At 41.8% G+C, this 17,282-nt stretch carries 13 protein-coding genes and 1 pseudogene; 6 read left to right on the plus strand and 8 right to left on the minus strand.

The window, feature by feature from the left end; all coding sequences use genetic code 11:
* Positions 1–16: 16 nt before the first annotated feature.
* From AAEY83_RS02130 to AAEY83_RS02145, 4 genes are all read right to left on the minus strand, one after another.
* Positions 17–868, minus strand: coding sequence for a thymidylate synthase (locus AAEY83_RS02130; protein WP_007394861.1), 852 nt, complete (start codon positions 866–868; stop codon positions 17–19).
* 332 nt (positions 869–1,200) lie between these two features.
* Positions 1,201–2,268, minus strand: a complete 1,068-nt coding sequence (locus tag AAEY83_RS02135; RefSeq protein ID WP_025646087.1) for an LLM class flavin-dependent oxidoreductase — start codon at positions 2,266–2,268, stop codon at positions 1,201–1,203.
* A gap of 93 nt (positions 2,269–2,361) precedes the next feature.
* Positions 2,362–3,276 (minus strand): MBL fold metallo-hydrolase, encoded by a 915-nt coding sequence (locus AAEY83_RS02140; RefSeq protein ID WP_025646088.1) that lies wholly within the window; start codon positions 3,274–3,276, stop codon positions 2,362–2,364.
* A 79-nt stretch (positions 3,277–3,355) separates the two neighbouring features.
* On the minus strand, positions 3,356–3,904 hold the full coding sequence (locus AAEY83_RS02145; protein ID WP_025646090.1) for a cysteine hydrolase family protein: 549 nt from the start codon (positions 3,902–3,904) through the stop codon (positions 3,356–3,358).
* 106 nt (positions 3,905–4,010) lie between these two features.
* Between AAEY83_RS02145 and AAEY83_RS02150 the strand changes: the two genes are divergently transcribed.
* Positions 4,011–4,991 (plus strand): GlxA family transcriptional regulator, encoded by a 981-nt coding sequence (locus tag AAEY83_RS02150; protein WP_025646092.1) that lies wholly within the window; start codon positions 4,011–4,013, stop codon positions 4,989–4,991.
* 147 nt (positions 4,992–5,138) lie between these two features.
* On the opposite strand, the gene AAEY83_RS02155 is transcribed toward AAEY83_RS02150, so the two are convergent.
* Positions 5,139–5,333 (minus strand): heavy-metal-associated domain-containing protein, encoded by a 195-nt coding sequence (locus tag AAEY83_RS02155; protein ID WP_025646094.1) that lies wholly within the window; start codon positions 5,331–5,333, stop codon positions 5,139–5,141.
* Between the two features lie 151 nt (positions 5,334–5,484).
* Here AAEY83_RS02155 and AAEY83_RS02160 point away from each other — a divergent pair, with 151 nt between their 5' ends.
* On the plus strand, positions 5,485–7,962 hold the full coding sequence (locus AAEY83_RS02160) for a heavy metal translocating P-type ATPase (protein WP_025646097.1): 2,478 nt from the start codon (positions 5,485–5,487) through the stop codon (positions 7,960–7,962).
* Positions 7,963–8,027: 65 nt separating this feature from the next.
* Entirely contained in the window at positions 8,028–8,420 is a 393-nt protein-coding gene (gene cueR, locus AAEY83_RS02165) for a Cu(I)-responsive transcriptional regulator (protein WP_007394853.1), read from the plus strand.
* Positions 8,421–8,687: 267 nt separating this feature from the next.
* Here the strand turns inward: cueR and AAEY83_RS02170 are convergent, their stop codons facing one another.
* From AAEY83_RS02170 to AAEY83_RS02185, 3 genes and pseudogenes are all read right to left on the minus strand, one after another.
* Positions 8,688–9,659 carry a tetratricopeptide repeat protein gene (locus AAEY83_RS02170; RefSeq protein WP_025646099.1) on the minus strand — a complete coding sequence of 324 codons (972 nt, stop codon included), beginning with the start codon at positions 9,657–9,659 and terminating at the stop codon, positions 8,688–8,690.
* Between the two features lie 229 nt (positions 9,660–9,888).
* Positions 9,889–11,181: pseudogene (locus AAEY83_RS02175) on the minus strand (IS3 family transposase).
* Between the two features lie 298 nt (positions 11,182–11,479).
* Positions 11,480–12,460 (minus strand): GlxA family transcriptional regulator, encoded by a 981-nt coding sequence (locus tag AAEY83_RS02185; RefSeq protein WP_051397418.1) that lies wholly within the window; start codon positions 12,458–12,460, stop codon positions 11,480–11,482.
* A gap of 227 nt (positions 12,461–12,687) precedes the next feature.
* On the opposite strand from AAEY83_RS02185, the gene AAEY83_RS02190 reads away from it, so the two are divergent.
* From AAEY83_RS02190 to AAEY83_RS02200, 3 genes are all read left to right on the plus strand, one after another.
* The gene (locus AAEY83_RS02190) at positions 12,688–13,944 is read left to right on the plus strand and encodes a M24 family metallopeptidase (RefSeq protein WP_180952642.1); all 1,257 of its coding nucleotides are present in this window, start codon (positions 12,688–12,690) and stop codon (positions 13,942–13,944) included.
* Positions 13,945–14,224: 280 nt separating this feature from the next.
* Complete coding sequence (locus tag AAEY83_RS02195) at positions 14,225–15,688, plus strand: sodium:solute symporter family protein (RefSeq protein WP_025646105.1); 1,464 nt, start codon at positions 14,225–14,227, stop codon at positions 15,686–15,688.
* A gap of 223 nt (positions 15,689–15,911) precedes the next feature.
* Positions 15,912–16,865 carry a DMT family transporter gene (locus AAEY83_RS02200; protein ID WP_025646106.1) on the plus strand — a complete coding sequence of 318 codons (954 nt, stop codon included), beginning with the start codon at positions 15,912–15,914 and terminating at the stop codon, positions 16,863–16,865.
* The last annotated feature ends 417 nt before the right edge of the window (positions 16,866–17,282 follow it).

Genomic DNA, 17,282 nt, shown 5'->3' on the forward strand with positions numbered 1-17,282 from the left:
TCACTTTATGCTGATATCAAACTGAGAATGGATAGGCAATAGACTCATGATACTGGTATCCTTCAACTCTAAAATCATCCAATGTTACCCATGTTTCAATATCTTCGAGAGACTTAATTTCAGGGTTAATATGAAGCTTAGGTGCCGGATAAGGTTCGCGTTTTAATTGCACGTCACGCATTAATTGTAATTGATCTTCATAAATATGTGCATTTACGATCTTATGATAAGCTTTTCCGGCCTCGTGGCCCGTAATTTGAGCCATGAGAGCTAGTAAGGTAAACACTTGAATCTGATTAAAATTTTGACCTAATGGTACATCACATGAACGTTGTGATGAAGTCAAATAAAGCTTGCCACCTAACAACGAAAATGTATGAGTATGCATACAAGGACGTAAACATCCCATATGAAACTCACCTGGATTGTAGAAGGTTAGAATTTCACCTCGGTCATCAATACCGTTTCGCAAGTTATCATAGATCTTATGAAGCTGGTCAAACTCCTCTCCTACTGAATTACGCCACCTGCGCCCCTGTACACCATAAACTCGGCCCATATCATCCTTACCTTTACGATAAGGATTAGCTAACCAAGCTTCATTTTCATTGGCATTAGCGTTCCATGTATTACATCCAATAGCTCGAAACTGAGCTGCGCTATCATAACCACGTAGATACCCTAATAATTCTGCGATAGCTGCTTTCCAATAACTCTTTCGAGTAGTTACTAAGGGAAACTCATTAGCTCCTACATTGTAGTTTAAATCAGCATTAATAACGGTTAAGCAGCGTTTTCCAGTCCGTTCATTCTCGACCCATACACCCTCATCAACTATACGTTGACATAAATCTAGATACTGTTTCATTCAATAACCTTAGTTGGACTACAAACTTATCTCAAAAGGTGATTTTTGTTGAACTGCGTGGACAATACATTTTACCTTTTGATTTCATTGAGCATTATAAAGTTTCAAGGCTCAATTGTACAAACCTGTTCGTAACAACTAATTGTCTTAATAACTTATCAACAGGCTATGCCCCAATGGATCCAATGAAACCGAATCATTCTATCTAAAACCATTTACCATAATGTACCTTTATGGGAATAAAAAGTACTGCTGGCATACCTAATAACAAGTCCAATGGTTAGGTATTAAGCTCTTCGCTCACCTTTTAATATCATTATTCTCAACAAGATCTAGTGACTTGGCATACCATAGTGATTTGCGATTAGCTCAACGGTGCGATATTGGGCGGGGCGCGAATAGCCCTGAACAACCAGCATTACCTCGTCAACCCCTGTCTTTTCCTGAATATCCTCTAAACCTTTTGCGACCTCGGCAGCAGTACCATGAAGGGTTTGATCAGTATATTTGTCAATAATCTGATGCTCTTGTACATTACCTTGAAAAGCCGCCACTTCATCAGGTGGCAGTAGGGCAAAAGGTTTACGTTGGAACATTCTTAACATTGCCATAGCAGTAGAACTTGACTGGCGACGTGCCTCTACAGGGTCTTCATCTGCAATCGCACCAATACTGACCAAACTGTATGGCTTGGCTAGGATTTTTGAGGGACGGAAATTCTCTCGGTAAATCCGCATGGCATTTAAGACATCAGCACTGCCAAACTGCAAAGCGAATGCATAAGGTCTGCCAAGCTGTGCTGCCAGATGCGCTGAATAAGTCGATGACCCCAAGATCCAGACATCAGCTGTGGTCTTCGATGGTGGCACTCGATTTTGCTCGGCCTGCCATGGGCCTGGCACCGCATGAACCTCACTATAAGGATGGTCTTGTGGAAAACTATTTTCTAAAAAGCCCAACAACTCTGCGACTTGCTGAGGAAACTCATCGTTTGCCGCATGGTGACGACGCAAAGCTGAAGCTGTTGCGCCATCCGTACCTGGTGCCCTTCCCAAACCCAGATCAATCCGTCCTGGCGCCAGCGCATCAAGCATACCAAATTGCTCAGCGACCACCAGAGGCACATGATTCGGTAGCATGATGCCGCCTGCACCAAGCCTAATGCTTTCGGTTTCCCCCGTTAGACGTGCAACCATCATCTGTGGCGAAGGAACCGCGGCGCCAGGCATGGCATGATGTTCAGACATCCAAAACCGCTGAAAGCCCCTTTTATCCGCCAGTTTCGCAAGCGCAATCATCTCTTGAAAGGTGTTCTCTACTGTGTGGCCAACGCCGGTGAAGGCATTGTCAAGCACCGAAAGGACGAAAGGTGCGCTACCTGAATAATTTGGAATATTCATAAGCTGTCTCAGTTGTGCCATATTTATCATGTCTAGCAATACTCAAAAAGTACGACTAGACAAAAGTGATTCTAAAAACAAATCCATAAAGAACTAGAACTTGTAGTACTGACCATCATCAGGGACAAGCGTACGTTGTTTATCCAGATGTTTTTGCTCGATAAAACGGCGCAGCTCTGCCTTCGACAGTGCGCCATGATTGACCGTATCCATGTGCACATTAATTATCTGAGCATTAGGTGAGAATTGATACGCACGGTATACATCGTCTTTACCCATAATGATAGAGTCATCGACAAAGGTAGTCAGCTGTGCATAGCCTGTATTCAAGATAACCGCATCAGGCTTGTAGCGAGTAAGTGCATCTTCTACTTCCTTATCCCAAATGGTATCTCCTACTACATAGACGGTCTTATAGTTTGGCTTTTGGAACACAATTCCCATCGTTTTGCCAAGTAACTGAGCAAGCGCTGGAACTTTATACATCGCATCAGTGCCATGCTGTCCGATGGTTTTATTGATTTTAGTGCCTTTAAACACCACACCTTGCTTTGTCAATACTCTGACATCGGTAAAGCCATCTTTACGTACGATTGCTGCATCGGCTTCATCTTGGGTAAAAATTGGCATGTCACGAGGCACTAAGTTACGTGCAGCATCATCCCAATGATCAGCATGTAAATGGGTCAAAATAATAGCATCCGCCTTAAGCACCTCTTCAACGGATATAGGCAAATCGACCATTGGATAGCGTATTTGGCTATTTACTGTGCCTTCAAACCCTGGATAAGCGTTTTTAGCCGCTAGCATAGGATCCACTAAAAAAGTAGTACCTGCATAATCAAGCTTAATCGTGGCATTACGGATTTGCTGAAATTGAACGGTATTGGTCGCCGTCTGTTTGTCAGCGTTAGGATTAGCCGCTGGAGTGGCAAAGGTGGTACATGCGGTTAACAACATCACGCCACTTAACAGCGTGGTACTGGTGAGCGATTTCGCTATATTCATAATTTGATACCTTGTTAATGAGATTCTTGTTGATGAGTCTGTTTTACGACTTAATGAGGGTTTGGTTAAACACTCAGTATTAACGTGCAATCCAGGTTTGGGTATCAATCACTTCGCCATACATAAACTCAATGGCTGCCATAATAGTGGCATGAACCTGAGCTGCGGGTACGGTCGTGCCATTAAATTCAAGATCAAGCGTGGCACAAGCATCATGAATCGTGGTCGTGGTATAACCAAAGTCCACTGCCGCGCGAACGGTTGCATCAATACACATGTGGCTCATGGCGCCAATTACGGTCACCTCTTTAATGCCTTCTTTATCTAACAGCTCTTTCAGAGTCGTCTCACGGAATGAATTGGCATAATGCTTCACAACGACGACTTCACCCTCTATCGGTTTTACCTTCTCATGGATCTCTACACCATCGGTATTAGGCGTAAATATCGGCGCATCAATAGAGGGCATTTCATGGCGGATATGAATGACGGTATGGCCTTTTTCTCTAGCAGACTCAATCACCAAAGCTGCATTATCAGCGGCTTCATTGATACCTACGAGTGATAATTTACCTTGCGGAAAATACTCATTTTGAATATCTACAACGATAAGTGCTTTTGTGCTCATGATGATTCCTTTTTTTATCAAAGTGACTGTATAGGCGTATATTTTACAAGCTCTATGCTACACTAACGAGTGGCTACATCGACACATAAGAGGTTAATAACGACATATGAATCAAAAATATGCTATTGAAATCGGCTTAATTGTCTATGAGAAAGCACAAATGGCGGCCATCCTTGGGCTAACTGATTTACTGATGGTGGCCAGTAAAATCGCTGCCGAACGTCAAGATACAACCGATCTGCCTTTACAGGTCAGTCACTGGGAGATTACGGGTTCTGAGCAGCAGCCTACCTGCACTTTTTCGAGCAATCCCGATAGTGTAGGAAAATTAAAAGCCGTCATCATTCCACCCACGTTAGAGGCGCCTACTGCAAAGCAAGCAGCAGCACCTTGGCTTGAATGGCTAAAAGAGCATCATTCAGGAGGTGTGATAATGTCATCTGTTTGCGCCGGTGCTTTTTTGTTGGGCGAAACAGGACTACTATCTAAGCGCAAGGCGACTACGCATTGGGGTTATGCAGAGGATTTTAAGCAGCGCTTTTCTGATGTGGATCTTGATGTGGATCGCATTATTATCGAAGACGGCGATATTGTGACCGCTGGTGGCGCGATGGCTTGGACAGATTTAGGACTTAGAATGGTAGATCGCTTTCTTGGCTCACAAGTGATGAATGAGACCGCTCGTGCATTGTTAATTGACCCCTCAAGGCGTGAACAATGCTATTACAGTGCGTTCTCACCCAACCTCACCCATGGTGACGCGGCCATACTAAAGGTGCAGCATTGGCTACAAAAAACAGAAGCACGGGTTATTGATTTATCCACCCTAGCCAGTTGTGCGCAGTTAGAGGAGCGCACTTTTCTGCGCCGTTTCCATAAGGCGACGGGCATGACATCAACAGAATACTGTCAGCGATTACGCATTGGTAGTGCAAAAGACTTTCTACAGTTCTCTTTAATGCCTGTTGAGCAAATAGCGTGGAAGGTGGGTTATAGTGATGTTAGTGCGTTTCGTAAAATATTTAAGCGTGTTGTTGGTTTGACACCAAGTGAGTATCGGCGCAGATTTACTCTGGATAAAGAGTAATGTACTCAGGCGATTACTTTTTTAAAGCGCATCAATAAGATGCAGTTGCTCATTCCAGCTTTTCTCCAACTGGTCAATATTTTCAGATGTGATTCAGCCCATCGTCCTTTCTGTCAAACAGATAGGCTGCGCGTTTATAAGGCTGATTCATTGCGCTTGTGCAGGGAAACCGCCTTTTGCTAAAGCAGCTGTCATCTGCTCAATACTGGCGATGGTTTCGATACTGACCACTTTGGCTGCTAAATCAATCTTAACCTTGGCCTTTGAGTCGATATTCTGAATAGCTGCTGTCACACCACGGGCACAACCGCCACAGTTCATATTTGCAATCAATAGTTTCATACCCTTTCTCCAAATAAGTTTTATTTCATCACTAAGCTTAAGCCTTGTCATAATGGTAAGGTCAAACACATTTTTGAAAAAATATACTTGACCTTACCATGATGTCAACCTATATGCTGTTGATAATAGATTGAACATGATAGAGGCTGTTATGAATTCAGAAAATAGTAAGTCTTATCTTTATAGTGAGACATTGCCCATTGAGGGTATGACTTGTGCTTCATGTGTGGGACGAGTAGAAAAAGCATTAAAAAAAGTTGAAGGTGTTGAAAATGCTGAGGTGAATCTTGCGACTGAAAAAGCCATGATTTCCTCATCTCAACCTTTAGACCTTATCGCAGTAACCAAAGCCGTAGAACGAGCCGGTTATAAGATCTTGGCATCTCAGCCGATTGAGCTGTCGATAGAAGGTATGACTTGTGCTTCCTGTGTGGGACGGGTAGAAAAAGCATTAAAAAAAGTTGAGGGCGTACAACAAGCAAACGTCAACCTTGCTACTGAACGCGCATGGGTACAAGGCAACGCTCAAGTACAGAGCAGCGATTTGATTCAAGCCGTTAAAAAAGCGGGATACACAGCTAAGCAGATTGAGCAAAGTGTGAGTGTTCAACAGGATAAAAAAGCCACGGAACAGCAACAGCTGAAACGAGATTTAATGATCTCTTTAATTTTAGCCATGCCTGTTTTTATTCTAGAAATGGGATCACATATGATTCCAGCTTTTCATATGTGGGTCGTGGACAATATCGGCACGCAACAAAGCTGGTTGATTCAATTTGTTTTGACGACGCTGGTTCTTATCTTTCCAGGGCGACGTTTTTATCAAAAAGGTATTCCGGCATTATGGCGTTTTGCACCGGATATGAATTCATTGGTCGCGGTTGGAACACTGGCGGCTTATAGTTTTTCGCTAGTCGCAACATTTATTCCACAAGTTCTACCCGAGGGCACTGTGAATGTTTATTACGAAGCGGCCGCTGTGATTGTAAGCTTAATTTTATTAGGGCGTTATTTTGAGGCAAAAGCCAAAGGACGTACCTCTCAAGCCATTCAACATCTAGTGGGTATGCAGGCAAAAACAGCGCGTGTTCACCATAATGGGCAAGTGAATGAAGTACCGATTGCAGAAGTAACCACAGAAACGATCGTTGAGATTCGTCCCGGTGAGCGTGTTCCTGTTGATGGTGAAGTGGTTGAAGGTCAAAGCTATATTGATGAATCCATGATTACGGGTGAACCCGTTCCTGTTAAAAAACAAGTGGGTGATCAAGTGGTAGGAGGGACGGTCAATCAGAATGGAACATTGAATTTTCGGGCAACGGCCATTGGCGACTCTTCGGTATTGGCGCAAATCATTCGCATGGTTGAACAGGCTCAAGGATCTAAATTACCGATTCAGGCATTGGTTGATAAAGTCACTATGTGGTTTGTTCCCATGGTCATGTTCTTAGCAGCTCTGACTTTTGCTGTGTGGTTTGTTCTTGGTCCTGAGCCTGCTTTGACGTTTAGTCTCGTTAATGCCGTTGCTGTCTTAATCATTGCTTGTCCCTGTGCAATGGGATTGGCAACCCCTACCTCCATTATGGTTGGTACAGGTCGCGGTGCAGAAATGGGCGTCTTATTCCGTAAAGGTGAAGCGTTACAAGCTTTACAGGAAGTTAAAGTCATTGCGGTCGATAAAACCGGCACCTTGACCGAAGGTAAACCAACCTTAACGGATTTTCATGTCCAACAAGGATTTCAACATGAGCAAGTCTTGCGTATTGTGGCATCGGTTGAAGCAAAGTCTGAACATCCCATTGCCGTAGCCATTGTTCAAGCCGCAGAACAACAAAATATCAGCTTATTACCGATTACCGCCTTTGACTCTGTGACCGGACTAGGGATTAAAGCGGAAGTGACAGGTCAAACCATTCATATTGGTGCTGATCGTTATATGAAGCAATTAGAGCTTGATGTTACACCTTTTGAAAATGAGGCTGCACGCTTAGGACAAGAAGGTAAAACCCCACTTTATGTCGCGATTGACCAAAAGCTAGCAGCCATTATTGCCGTTGCAGACCCTATTAAAGATACCACTTATACTGCTATTGCAGGTTTACATCAACTGGGCTTAAAAGTGGCAATGATTACAGGCGACAATCGGCATACCGCCCAAGCAATTGCAGCAAAATTACATATTGATCAAGTGGTCGCAGAAGTGTTGCCTGATGGAAAAGTAGATGCACTACGTCAGCTGCAACAACAGTATGGACGAGTGGCTTTTGTTGGTGATGGGATTAATGATGCCCCTGCTCTTGCTCAAGCGGATGTCGGTCTGGCAATTGGGACAGGGACAGATGTGGCAATTGAAGCAGCAGACGTGGTGTTGATGTCAGGTAGTCTACAAGGCGTCCCTAATGCGATTGCTTTAAGTAAAGCGACTATCAAAAATATTCGACAGAATCTATTTTGGGCATTTTTCTATAACATTGCCCTGATTCCAATTGCCGCAGGGGTTTTATATCCAGCATTTGGTATTTTGCTGTCACCCATTTTTGCCGCAGGAGCAATGGCGCTATCCTCTGTTTTTGTGCTAGGTAATGCCTTACGTTTAAAGTACTTTCAGGTGCCAGCGATTAAAGCATAGATTATATTAAGATAGGGTTAAAGTAGCCGTTTGGCTTTAACCCTTTTTATATCAGGAGGAAAGTTATGAATATCGGTCAAGCGTCAGAGCGATCAGGAATCTCTCCCAAAATGATTCGCTATTATGAACAAATCGGTTTGCTTGATACCGCCAAACGCTCGAATTCAGGTTATCGAATCTACTCTAATCAAGATATAAAAAACTTATGCTTTTTAAGACAGGCTCGTGATTTAGGTTTTTCCTCCAAACAGATGAAAGAATTGCTTAATTTGTGGAAAAATACAGATCGGCAGAGTGCTGATGTTAAAAAATTAACACTGACACATATAGAAACTTTAAACCGAAAAATAGCTCAGTTGCAAGATATGGTGAGCTTATTACAGATTTCTGCTGATCATTGCTCAGGTAATGAAAACGCAGAGTGTGCCATATTAGAAGATCTTGAACAGGGTGAATAAAATAAATTGAACAGGGTGAATAAAATAAATTGCATTTGATCTTATCTATTTCCTTATCTATATATCAGTCTGAAAAACGTATACCTGCGGTGAACTAATCAGGTGCTTTCACTGGTTCGGTACCCTAGTGAGGACTTGAATCTTAGCCTGTAGCTAAGCGATTTCAATAGTTATAGGCTATTGGGTTTAATTAGTGTACATCTGAGTGTACTTGATAAGATTAGCTTTGTGATTCTTTGACTAGGATATTCCCTAATAACCTAGTCTTTATTCATCCTCTGTCCTTATACCCAAGTTGTTACAACCTAATTGATATCCATTGTCACAAGCCTTGGAAAAGTACTTTTTCGCTATAACTGTATTTCGACGTACGCCTATGCCATTAAGATACATCATGCCAAGATTATATTGAGATCTAGCATCTCCTTGATTGGCGGCTTTTAGATACCACTTACCGGCTTTAGCATAATCCTGAGGAGCACCTTCGCCATAGCTATAGATTGTTCCAAGTTGGTATTGGGCAGGAACATATCCTTGGTCAGCGGCTTTTGTATACCACTCGATAGCTTTAGGATAATCCTGACGTACACCTTTACCCTCGTAGTAAGCGTTACCAATGTTGAATTGAGCCTCAACATCGCCTTGGTTAGCTAATTTCTGCCACGCCTCAACGACTTTGGCATCATTTTGACGCACACGCTCGCTCTTTCGATGTGGTACGCCATTGATGAATTTCATCGGACCAATCCCTTGGTTAACAGCTTTTGTGCGCCAATCGATATGCTTATCGTAATCCTCACGTGTACCTTTGCCATCGTAATTGTGGTAAGTTCTACTAAGTTCAAGTTGAGCCTTAGCATAGCCTTGATTAGCGGCTTTTGTGAACCATTCAATAGCTTTAGAGCGATCCTGATCTACCCCTTCGCCATCGTCGTACATAATTGCAAGGTTATATTGAGCAAGATCATATCCTTGGTTGGCAGATTTTGTATACCACTCAATGGCTTTAGCGTTATCCTCGCGTGTACCTTCGCCCTCGTCATACATTACTGCAAGGCTATATTGAGCCTCAGCATCGCCTTGATTAGCTTGTACTGCAATGTCTTCAAATTCTTTTTCAACAGCTGATTTTACGGCTGAAACTACGTTTTGAGAACTACTTATTTGAGTAACAATGGCTTTATGACACCCTGTCAGCAGAATGCCAGTCAGTAAAAATGTTGCTAGCCTTTTTTTCATAGCTGTTCGTCCTGTTCGTTAATCAAGATAACACTACAATTTATCATTTACATGCCTATCGTGATGATCTTAAATACATTAGTAGATAGTATTGTTAGGCATACTTATAAAATTTACACCAGTGTTTGATTACAGTCCCCTAAATTTGACAGTCTTACCATATCAAAGTAAAGCGACCAAGATTGACCCCTGCCGTCAATCCCGTAGACTTAAATTTGGGAGATTTTAATTACGCAGCCTGACGATAATAGTCAAACCACATCTGTCTTGGCAATTTATAACTCAAACCCTTTTGAATCCTCGTTTGGTTGTAGTACAGCTCAATATAGCCAATGATATCGCTGATGGCTGTAAATCTTGTTTTATAGTCTTCGTGATACACCAACTCATTCTTTAATACGCCCCAGAAACTTTCTATCGGAGCGTTGTCGAAACAATTGCCTTTGCCACTCATAGATCCTGTAAACTGATGCTGTTTAATGATCTTGTGGTAGGCATGGCTACAGTACTGACTGCCTCTATCAGAATGAACGATTAGCCCTTTAGTAGGTCGTTTATTCTTAATCGCTATGTTGAGTGCACGGCATACTAAATCTGCGGTCATACGCTTGTTAATAGCGTAACCGACAAGCTCTTTGGTGTATAAGTCTTTAACACCTGCTAAGTATAGCCAACCCTCATCTGTCCAAATATAAGTGATGTCACTGACCCAAGCCTCATTAGGGCGATTGGCATTAAATTTCTGTTCTAGACGGTTTAGATAGATAAGCTTGTTATGGTTTGAGTTGGTGGTGACTTTAAAGCGCTTGTGACGACGGCATTTTATGCCATGTTCTTCTTTGATACGTCTGACCATGTACAAGCTAATATCATGGCCTTGCTCTATGAGCTTTGCATGCAGTCGCTCAATACCATAGCGCTCACGAGTTTCACTGTGAGCAGCCCTAACCAGTAGCTCAGACTGATTACGATGTACCTGCTGACAGCTGATATGACGACTTAGCCAGTCGTAATAGCTTGATGGCTTAACACTTAGCACACGGCACATAGTGGTGATGCTAAAGAAGTGCTGGTTATCTTTGATAAAGGCGTACCTGACTAGCTGTCACTGCGGACATAGCCCTTCGCCTTGCGTCACTAAAACAGTCTCCCAGACTGTTTCTTAACGTTCCTCATTCGCAAAGTACGCCGTGGCCTCATTCGAACATAGCTCTCATCTTGCGTCGGGGCGAAGCGGTGCTTCGCTTTATCCCTCCTCATTTAGTATTTCGCGTTCCTCTTTAGCCACTTTAAGCTGGCGTTTGAGCTGCTTTATTTCTTGAAGAGCACTTATAAGATCAGGATTATATTGTTCTGTGCCGATAAGTTTGCCTTGATTGGCTTTATTATGCCAATTAGTTAAGGTTTGCATGGGGATGCCAAGCTGCTTTGCGGTCGCTGAAATATTGCCGTTGTTGTCCGCTATCTTTTTAACAGCTTCGGCTTTAAATTCGTCACTGTAGGTTCTTACTTTCTTGGTCATGATAAACTCCGGTTAATACGCTTAGTTTACCAAGTTTAGTTGTACGGTTTCTTCAGCATAGCTCACTCAAAGCTAAGTCTAAGTTTCAATATATGAAAAATAGTAAAGCCATAGGAGCAATGACTTTTATGGCTTTTTTAATTTGGAGGTTTTATCCTAGATTCTGTGTAACTGCCATTTAGATTAAAGGCTTACTAACACGATCATCAAACATAATCATAAAGTGATTTTCTGATGTCTTTAGGGTAGTCAAAGAATACCGTTAAGCCATCCTAGTACTGCGTCAATAAAAAATAGGTTATATCAGCTGATTCTCTTGCCTGTAATGGCTTGGTGTCATGCCATAGTTTTTTTTGAAGGCGCTAGAGAATGCACTGTTATCGATAAAGCCGCTTGCTAATACGATTTGGCTAATAGGCAGCGTAGTATGTTTAAGAATATATTTGGCGTGTTCAAGGCGCAATCGCACGTAATACTGTTGCGGTGAACAACTAAAATTTTTGTTAAATATGCGCTGTAATTGTCTACTTGATAATCCAAGATGATGGGCAATATCCTTAATGCTTAAAGGCTCTTCAAGATTGGTTTTCATCAATGCAATAGCATCTATTACATTGGTATAGCTACTGCTCAGTATTTTTGGCTTGGGCATATGCTGTACGTAAGTAGGCTCACGTATAGAGGTGATAATAAACATGTCTTGTATCTTGGAAACGATATGATGACCATGATGCTTATTGATGATATGTAAAGTCATATCCAATGCGCAAGCTCCACCTGAACAAGAATATAGCTGCGGTGCTATTGTAAATATTTGGTCATTAAAAATAACACCTGGATAGCTTTCTTGGGCTACGCTGATGTTCTCCCAATGCAATGAGGCTGCTTGCTGCTCAAGTAAGCCCGCAGCAGCCAATGCTAGCGCTCCTGTACACAAACCGCCAAGTGCAATATCCCGTACTGCCAATCGCTGAATTAAGGTAATGAGCTTACTAGATTCCAAGTAATCTGTTTGGTGTCCTCCGCATACAAATACCAAGTCGCAGGTTAATAAGTAGTCGAGTGGTGCAGTATGACTTAACTTAATACCGTTACTACTACTGGTTTTATTGTCATCGAACCCTGCCACCACCCACGAGTATAAGAGTTGCTCGCTCACATAATTCGCCATTCGAAGTGGCTCAATGATATTGCTGAACGCGAGCATGGTAAAGCCATTAATCAGTAGAAACCCAATACGCCTAGGCTTGTCTATCATCTTTTCCGTTATCTGAGTCATTTTTTGTCGCCTTCAGAACATACCTAAAATTCTGGCTAATGTTAAGTTGTTTGTCTATATGTCCGATTATAAACATAAAATGTCGCTTATGAAAAAATACCTTATGAATTTTACCTCTATTATCGAACGTGTTCTCAGTTAATTATTACCTACTTTGGAGACGTTCCATGTCAGCACTAAAAGACCTTACTAGCACGTTATCTTCTACAGATTTTTCTCGAGAATTGATGAATTCATTAAACCTAACCTCTTTAGATGGCTCATTAGATAATCTGCATCTCCCAAGTCTAATCGAAATTAAAAACGGCCAGAAAGTGCAACCGACTTTTAGTCATCAAGAATATGCAAATCGTCATGAGAAACTTCGTGAGTATTTAGATAATCATGGCATTGTGGCGGCGCTTTTCACCTCGATACATAACATCAATTACTACTCTGACTTTATATATTGCTCTTTTGGGCGACCTTATGGACTAGTCGTTACTTCAAAAGAAGTCGTGTCAATCTCTGCTAATATCGATGGTGGACAGCCTTGGCGGCGTACTGTGGGCGACAATAATATTGTTTACACTGATTGGCAGCGTGATAACTATTTCAAAGCCATTGCTCAACAAATTCCTCATCACGGCCGTGTAGGTATTGAGTTTGATCATTTACCAATGGATCGCTTTGCTAAGCTCAAAGCTATTTTACCCAATGTAGAGTTTGTTGATATTAGCCTAGCATGTATGACCATGAGAATGGTTAAGTCCTCTGAAGAGATAGCGCTAATAACAAAGGGCGCTCAGGTCTGTGATATTGGTGGGGCGGCATTGGTACAGGCTGTTTATGATGGCGTGCCCGAATACGAAGTTGCCTTGGCATCTACACAAGCGATGGTGAAGGCTATTGGGGAGCAGTTTGGTCAAGTAGAACTCATGGATACATGGACATGGTTTCAGTCAGGTATTAATACGGATGGTGCCCACAATCCAGTAACCAATCGTCGTGTCCAGTCGGGTGATATATTGAGTCTTAACTGTTTTTCTATGATAGCAGGCTACTATACCGCGCTTGAACGCACATTGTTCTTGGATAAATGTGATGCAGATTCACTACGCTACTGGCAGATAAATTGTGAAGTGCATGAAGCAGGTCTTGAGCTTATAAAACCTGGCGTGCGCTGCTGCGATATCGCACATGAGCTGAATAAAATTTATGCAAAATACGACTTATTAGAAAAACGCAGCTTTGGTTATGGACATTCTTTTGGTGTGCTCAGCCATTATTATGGACGCGAGGCAGGACTTGAGCTACGTGAAGATATTGAAACAGTGCTTGAGCCAGGTATGGTCATCTCTATGGAGCCGATGATTATGATTCCAGAGGGCATGCCGGGTGCTGGCGGTTATCGAGAGCATGACATTTTAGTCATCAATGAGACGGGCGCTGATAATATCACAGGCTTTAAGTACGGCCCTGAGCATAATATTATCGGTCGTTAATGTAGGGGAGTGTCATCAATCAATACTGTCTATATTGAGTGGGCTAACATGAATAAGTTTCTTATTTTAAGCCCGCCAATATAGATGATGATGCGCCTCGCACAATGCAATTATTTTCACATTTTACTTATTAAGGAAATAACATTATGGACCTGTTTCTTAACAGCTGGACGTTATTTTGGTTTTTGACCATTAATGTACTGACGCTATTACTGGCAGTGAGTTATTTCTTCGTAGAGCGTCATAACAAGTAATGTAGTAAACGATACGAGGAATCGACATGTTTATTAATTGGATGATATTGTTAGCAGCAATTGCACTTCTCATTGTATTGGCTAGTAAAGCGTCAAAAGTCATGTCAGCAGATGAGGAAAGTGGTTTTTTAGTAGCCGGTCGCTCATTAGGGCCTTTTGTTATAGCAGGTACTGTCGTGGCGACTGGGTTTAGTGGTTGGGGCTTTATGGGTTCACCTGGTGCCGCATACCAATACGGGACGATTGAGCTTTTAGGTAATTTCTTTTTTGCACCAGCCATGGTCGTCGCCGTATTATTCTTTGCGGTCTATTTGCGTAATAGAGCCATGAAGATGGGTAGTAGTACCATTCCTGAATTTATTGTCAACTTGCACTGTAATGATCGAAATTCAATATCTGCTCGCACTTTGCGTATTGTCACGTCTTTGGGCATGGTTATATTTTTGACCGTATTTTTGACGGCTCAGATTAGAGCGCTTGGTATGTTGGGTAGTAGCTGGCTCGGCATTTCACCTCTTCTGGCTTCTGCGCTTTTATTGGTGATTATTACTATTTATACCATGGCAGGCGGATTGCTCGCTGTTGCTTGGACTGATACTTTTATGGTGATTGGGATGGCTACCGCTGCCATTTATATAGTGGTTCAGGTGTTCACTGACATTCCGTTAGCAGATATGATGACGCAGCTGAATGCGATAGATCCAAACCTTGTCAATCCAGAGAGTTCTAACCCATATGGTAATGCCAAAGCTTCTGTTTTTCTAGTATTTGTCTATGCGCTTATCTTTAGTACTGCATTGCCTTATATGTCAGTACGTTTTTTGGCGATGAAATCTAATATTAGTATTGCCAAAACAGGCTTTTATACGGCCATTCTAGGGTGTATTTTGAGTTTGGTGCCTATCGTTGGCTTATATGTTCGTATCAAAAACCCAGGTCTGATCAATCCCGATGAAGCAATGCCTTGGTATTTAGCCAATGCTATTCCAAGTGTGGTAGGTAGTGTGATCACTTTGTTTATTCTTTTTGCTATGAAGTCTACGGCAAACTCTATCTTGCATACCTTATCAACTGCTGCCTCACATGATTTGCGTTTGGCTATATTTGACAATAAACCTCGCACTGAGGCTGAACTATTGAAACTGAATAGATTGTGGGTCGCTATTGTGGCTGCTATCGCCTTCATTTCTACTTTCTTCTTACCTGAAGCGATGCTTAGCTATCTAGGCATATTCTCTAGCGGTACTTTAATGGCAGCTCTATCTGGTGTACTTTTGGTGACTATCTTTTATAAAGGCTCAACGATGGCTGCTATTGCCTCTATTATCGTCGGTGCTGTTTGCAGTAGTTATCTCTTAACATCAGGTATTGTCGGCTGGGTAGAGGGGCCTCTTATCGGATCAGCTGCATCAGCCATCACTTACGTGGTCGTTAGTGTATTGGTTCCTAATAGAGTCAAAGCCATATCAGAAGAATCTGTCAGCGCTTAGATATAGATACTTATATTTATGAATACTTAACAGAGCCTAAACTAACCGCTGAGTTTATTGACTGATAGTCATAAATTCAGCGGTTTACGTATCCAGTAAGGCTGGCAAGTATGAGTTGTATAGATAAGCTAATGCTGATTAACACTCAGTCATTTTGTACCAGTTTTATATTTACTCAATGATATTACGAACATTTTATGTTCAATAATAGAGGTGACTAGTCGTGGAAGTATTGAAAACCAGACCTATAGCGGTTGATGTCAAGCCATGGATTGGCACCATACAAATTGTCATGGCGGCCATATGTTGGGGCACACTTGGTATATTTTCGACTTATCTTAGTCAATTAGGTTTTAGTAGTTGGCAAATTACGATATTGCGTATCATAACGGCAGCTATTATTGCTATAACGATGTTGCCTAAGATCTGGAAACCATTAAGTAGGCTAACACTCGGTCAATGGTTTGGGCTTGGTCTACAATCCCTAATTGGCGTGCTGGGTATGACGGTTTGCTACTTATTTGCAGTGCTTCATGTGGGAGCAGGCACAGCAGTCGCATTACTCTATACGGCGCCAGTCTTTAGCTTGATATTCTCGCACCTATTATTAGATGAGCGAATTACTTATAAAGCTGCATTGTTAGCAATTGTAGCAGTGATTGGCGTTAGTATGACTACGATGGGTGGCACTACTGAAGGGAATTTGGGTATTGCCGTTGGGCTGCTTTCTGGCGTTTGTTACTCTTTATATGGTGTGCTTGGTAAACGCGCCATGCATCATAAACACTCTGCACCACTTGTCTTTTTTACGTCAATTTTGTTCAGTGGCATTGTATTATTGTTCATTCCTACCACGTATACAACTTATTATAAGCTGATACAGCTTCCCGTTATTAGCTGGATATATGTACTGGGCTTATCTTTGGTAGGTACGATTGCACCTTTTGCATTATATATGAAAGCATTAGAAAAACTACCAGCCACACGCGCGTCAGTATTTACTATCTTTGAACCTTTGACCGCAATATTTTTGGCAGTGTTGCTCCTGCATCAAATGTTATCAGGTATTCAATATATAGGCGTTTTTTTGATTTTGCTCGTTGCTTTATTAAATGGGCTAACAAATTCGACCAATGTACAACTGCCGAGATGGTTTAGAAGACAAAAATTATCGTAATTTAGTCTTATAAACATTATTATTTATAGTACAACTCTCTCAAATCAGTTGCTGAGCTCTCAAAAATATTGAGGTGCGCTACAAGTTAATAGACAGTTATTGAAAGCACTCTAAATATTGAGTATACAACTTAGAGTTCGATTCCTGTATAGGGAACCGAACCAGTGCGAGCGTCTGATTGGTTCGCCATAGGTATACCCCAAAGGAACCAGCTATTTCACCCTTTAAACCTATTAACAGACTACTCAAAATAGACTGTTAATATGGAACTATCTATAACAGGCTTTTGAATTATGGGACTGGTCGCCGCGCTTTTGCCCTATCATTAGCCTATACCTTAACAGTAAAATCATTAAATAATAACTCAACCTATCATTAGTCTTGTTTTACATATTAAACGATAGTATTATTCTTAAA

Origin of the sequence: Psychrobacter sp. TB20-MNA-CIBAN-0197, from assembly GCF_040309765.1 — a bacterium.
GTDB classification, from domain to species: Bacteria; Pseudomonadota; Gammaproteobacteria; order Pseudomonadales; family Moraxellaceae; genus Psychrobacter; species Psychrobacter submarinus.

What these genes read in the sequence shown, in the direction of transcription:
- AAEY83_RS02130 (WP_007394861.1), bottom strand. Translation starts at nt 868, where the DNA reads ATGAAACAGTATCTAGATTTATGTCAACGTATAGTTGATGAGGGTGTA.
- AAEY83_RS02135 (WP_025646087.1), bottom strand. Translation starts at nt 2,268, where the DNA reads ATGAATATTCCAAATTATTCAGGTAGCGCACCTTTCGTCCTTTCGGTG.
- AAEY83_RS02140 (WP_025646088.1), bottom strand. Translation starts at nt 3,276, where the DNA reads ATGAATATAGCGAAATCGCTCACCAGTACCACGCTGTTAAGTGGCGTG.
- AAEY83_RS02145 (WP_025646090.1), bottom strand. Translation starts at nt 3,904, where the DNA reads ATGAGCACAAAAGCACTTATCGTTGTAGATATTCAAAATGAGTATTTT.
- AAEY83_RS02150 (WP_025646092.1), top strand. Translation starts at nt 4,011, where the DNA reads ATGAATCAAAAATATGCTATTGAAATCGGCTTAATTGTCTATGAGAAA.
- AAEY83_RS02155 (WP_025646094.1), bottom strand. Translation starts at nt 5,333, where the DNA reads ATGAAACTATTGATTGCAAATATGAACTGTGGCGGTTGTGCCCGTGGT.
- AAEY83_RS02160 (WP_025646097.1), top strand. Translation starts at nt 5,485, where the DNA reads ATGAATTCAGAAAATAGTAAGTCTTATCTTTATAGTGAGACATTGCCC.
- cueR (WP_007394853.1), top strand. Translation starts at nt 8,028, where the DNA reads ATGAATATCGGTCAAGCGTCAGAGCGATCAGGAATCTCTCCCAAAATG.
- AAEY83_RS02170 (WP_025646099.1), bottom strand. Translation starts at nt 9,659, where the DNA reads ATGAAAAAAAGGCTAGCAACATTTTTACTGACTGGCATTCTGCTGACA.
- AAEY83_RS02185 (WP_051397418.1), bottom strand. Translation starts at nt 12,460, where the DNA reads ATGACTCAGATAACGGAAAAGATGATAGACAAGCCTAGGCGTATTGGG.
- AAEY83_RS02190 (WP_180952642.1), top strand. Translation starts at nt 12,688, where the DNA reads ATGAATTCATTAAACCTAACCTCTTTAGATGGCTCATTAGATAATCTG.
- AAEY83_RS02195 (WP_025646105.1), top strand. Translation starts at nt 14,225, where the DNA reads ATGTTTATTAATTGGATGATATTGTTAGCAGCAATTGCACTTCTCATT.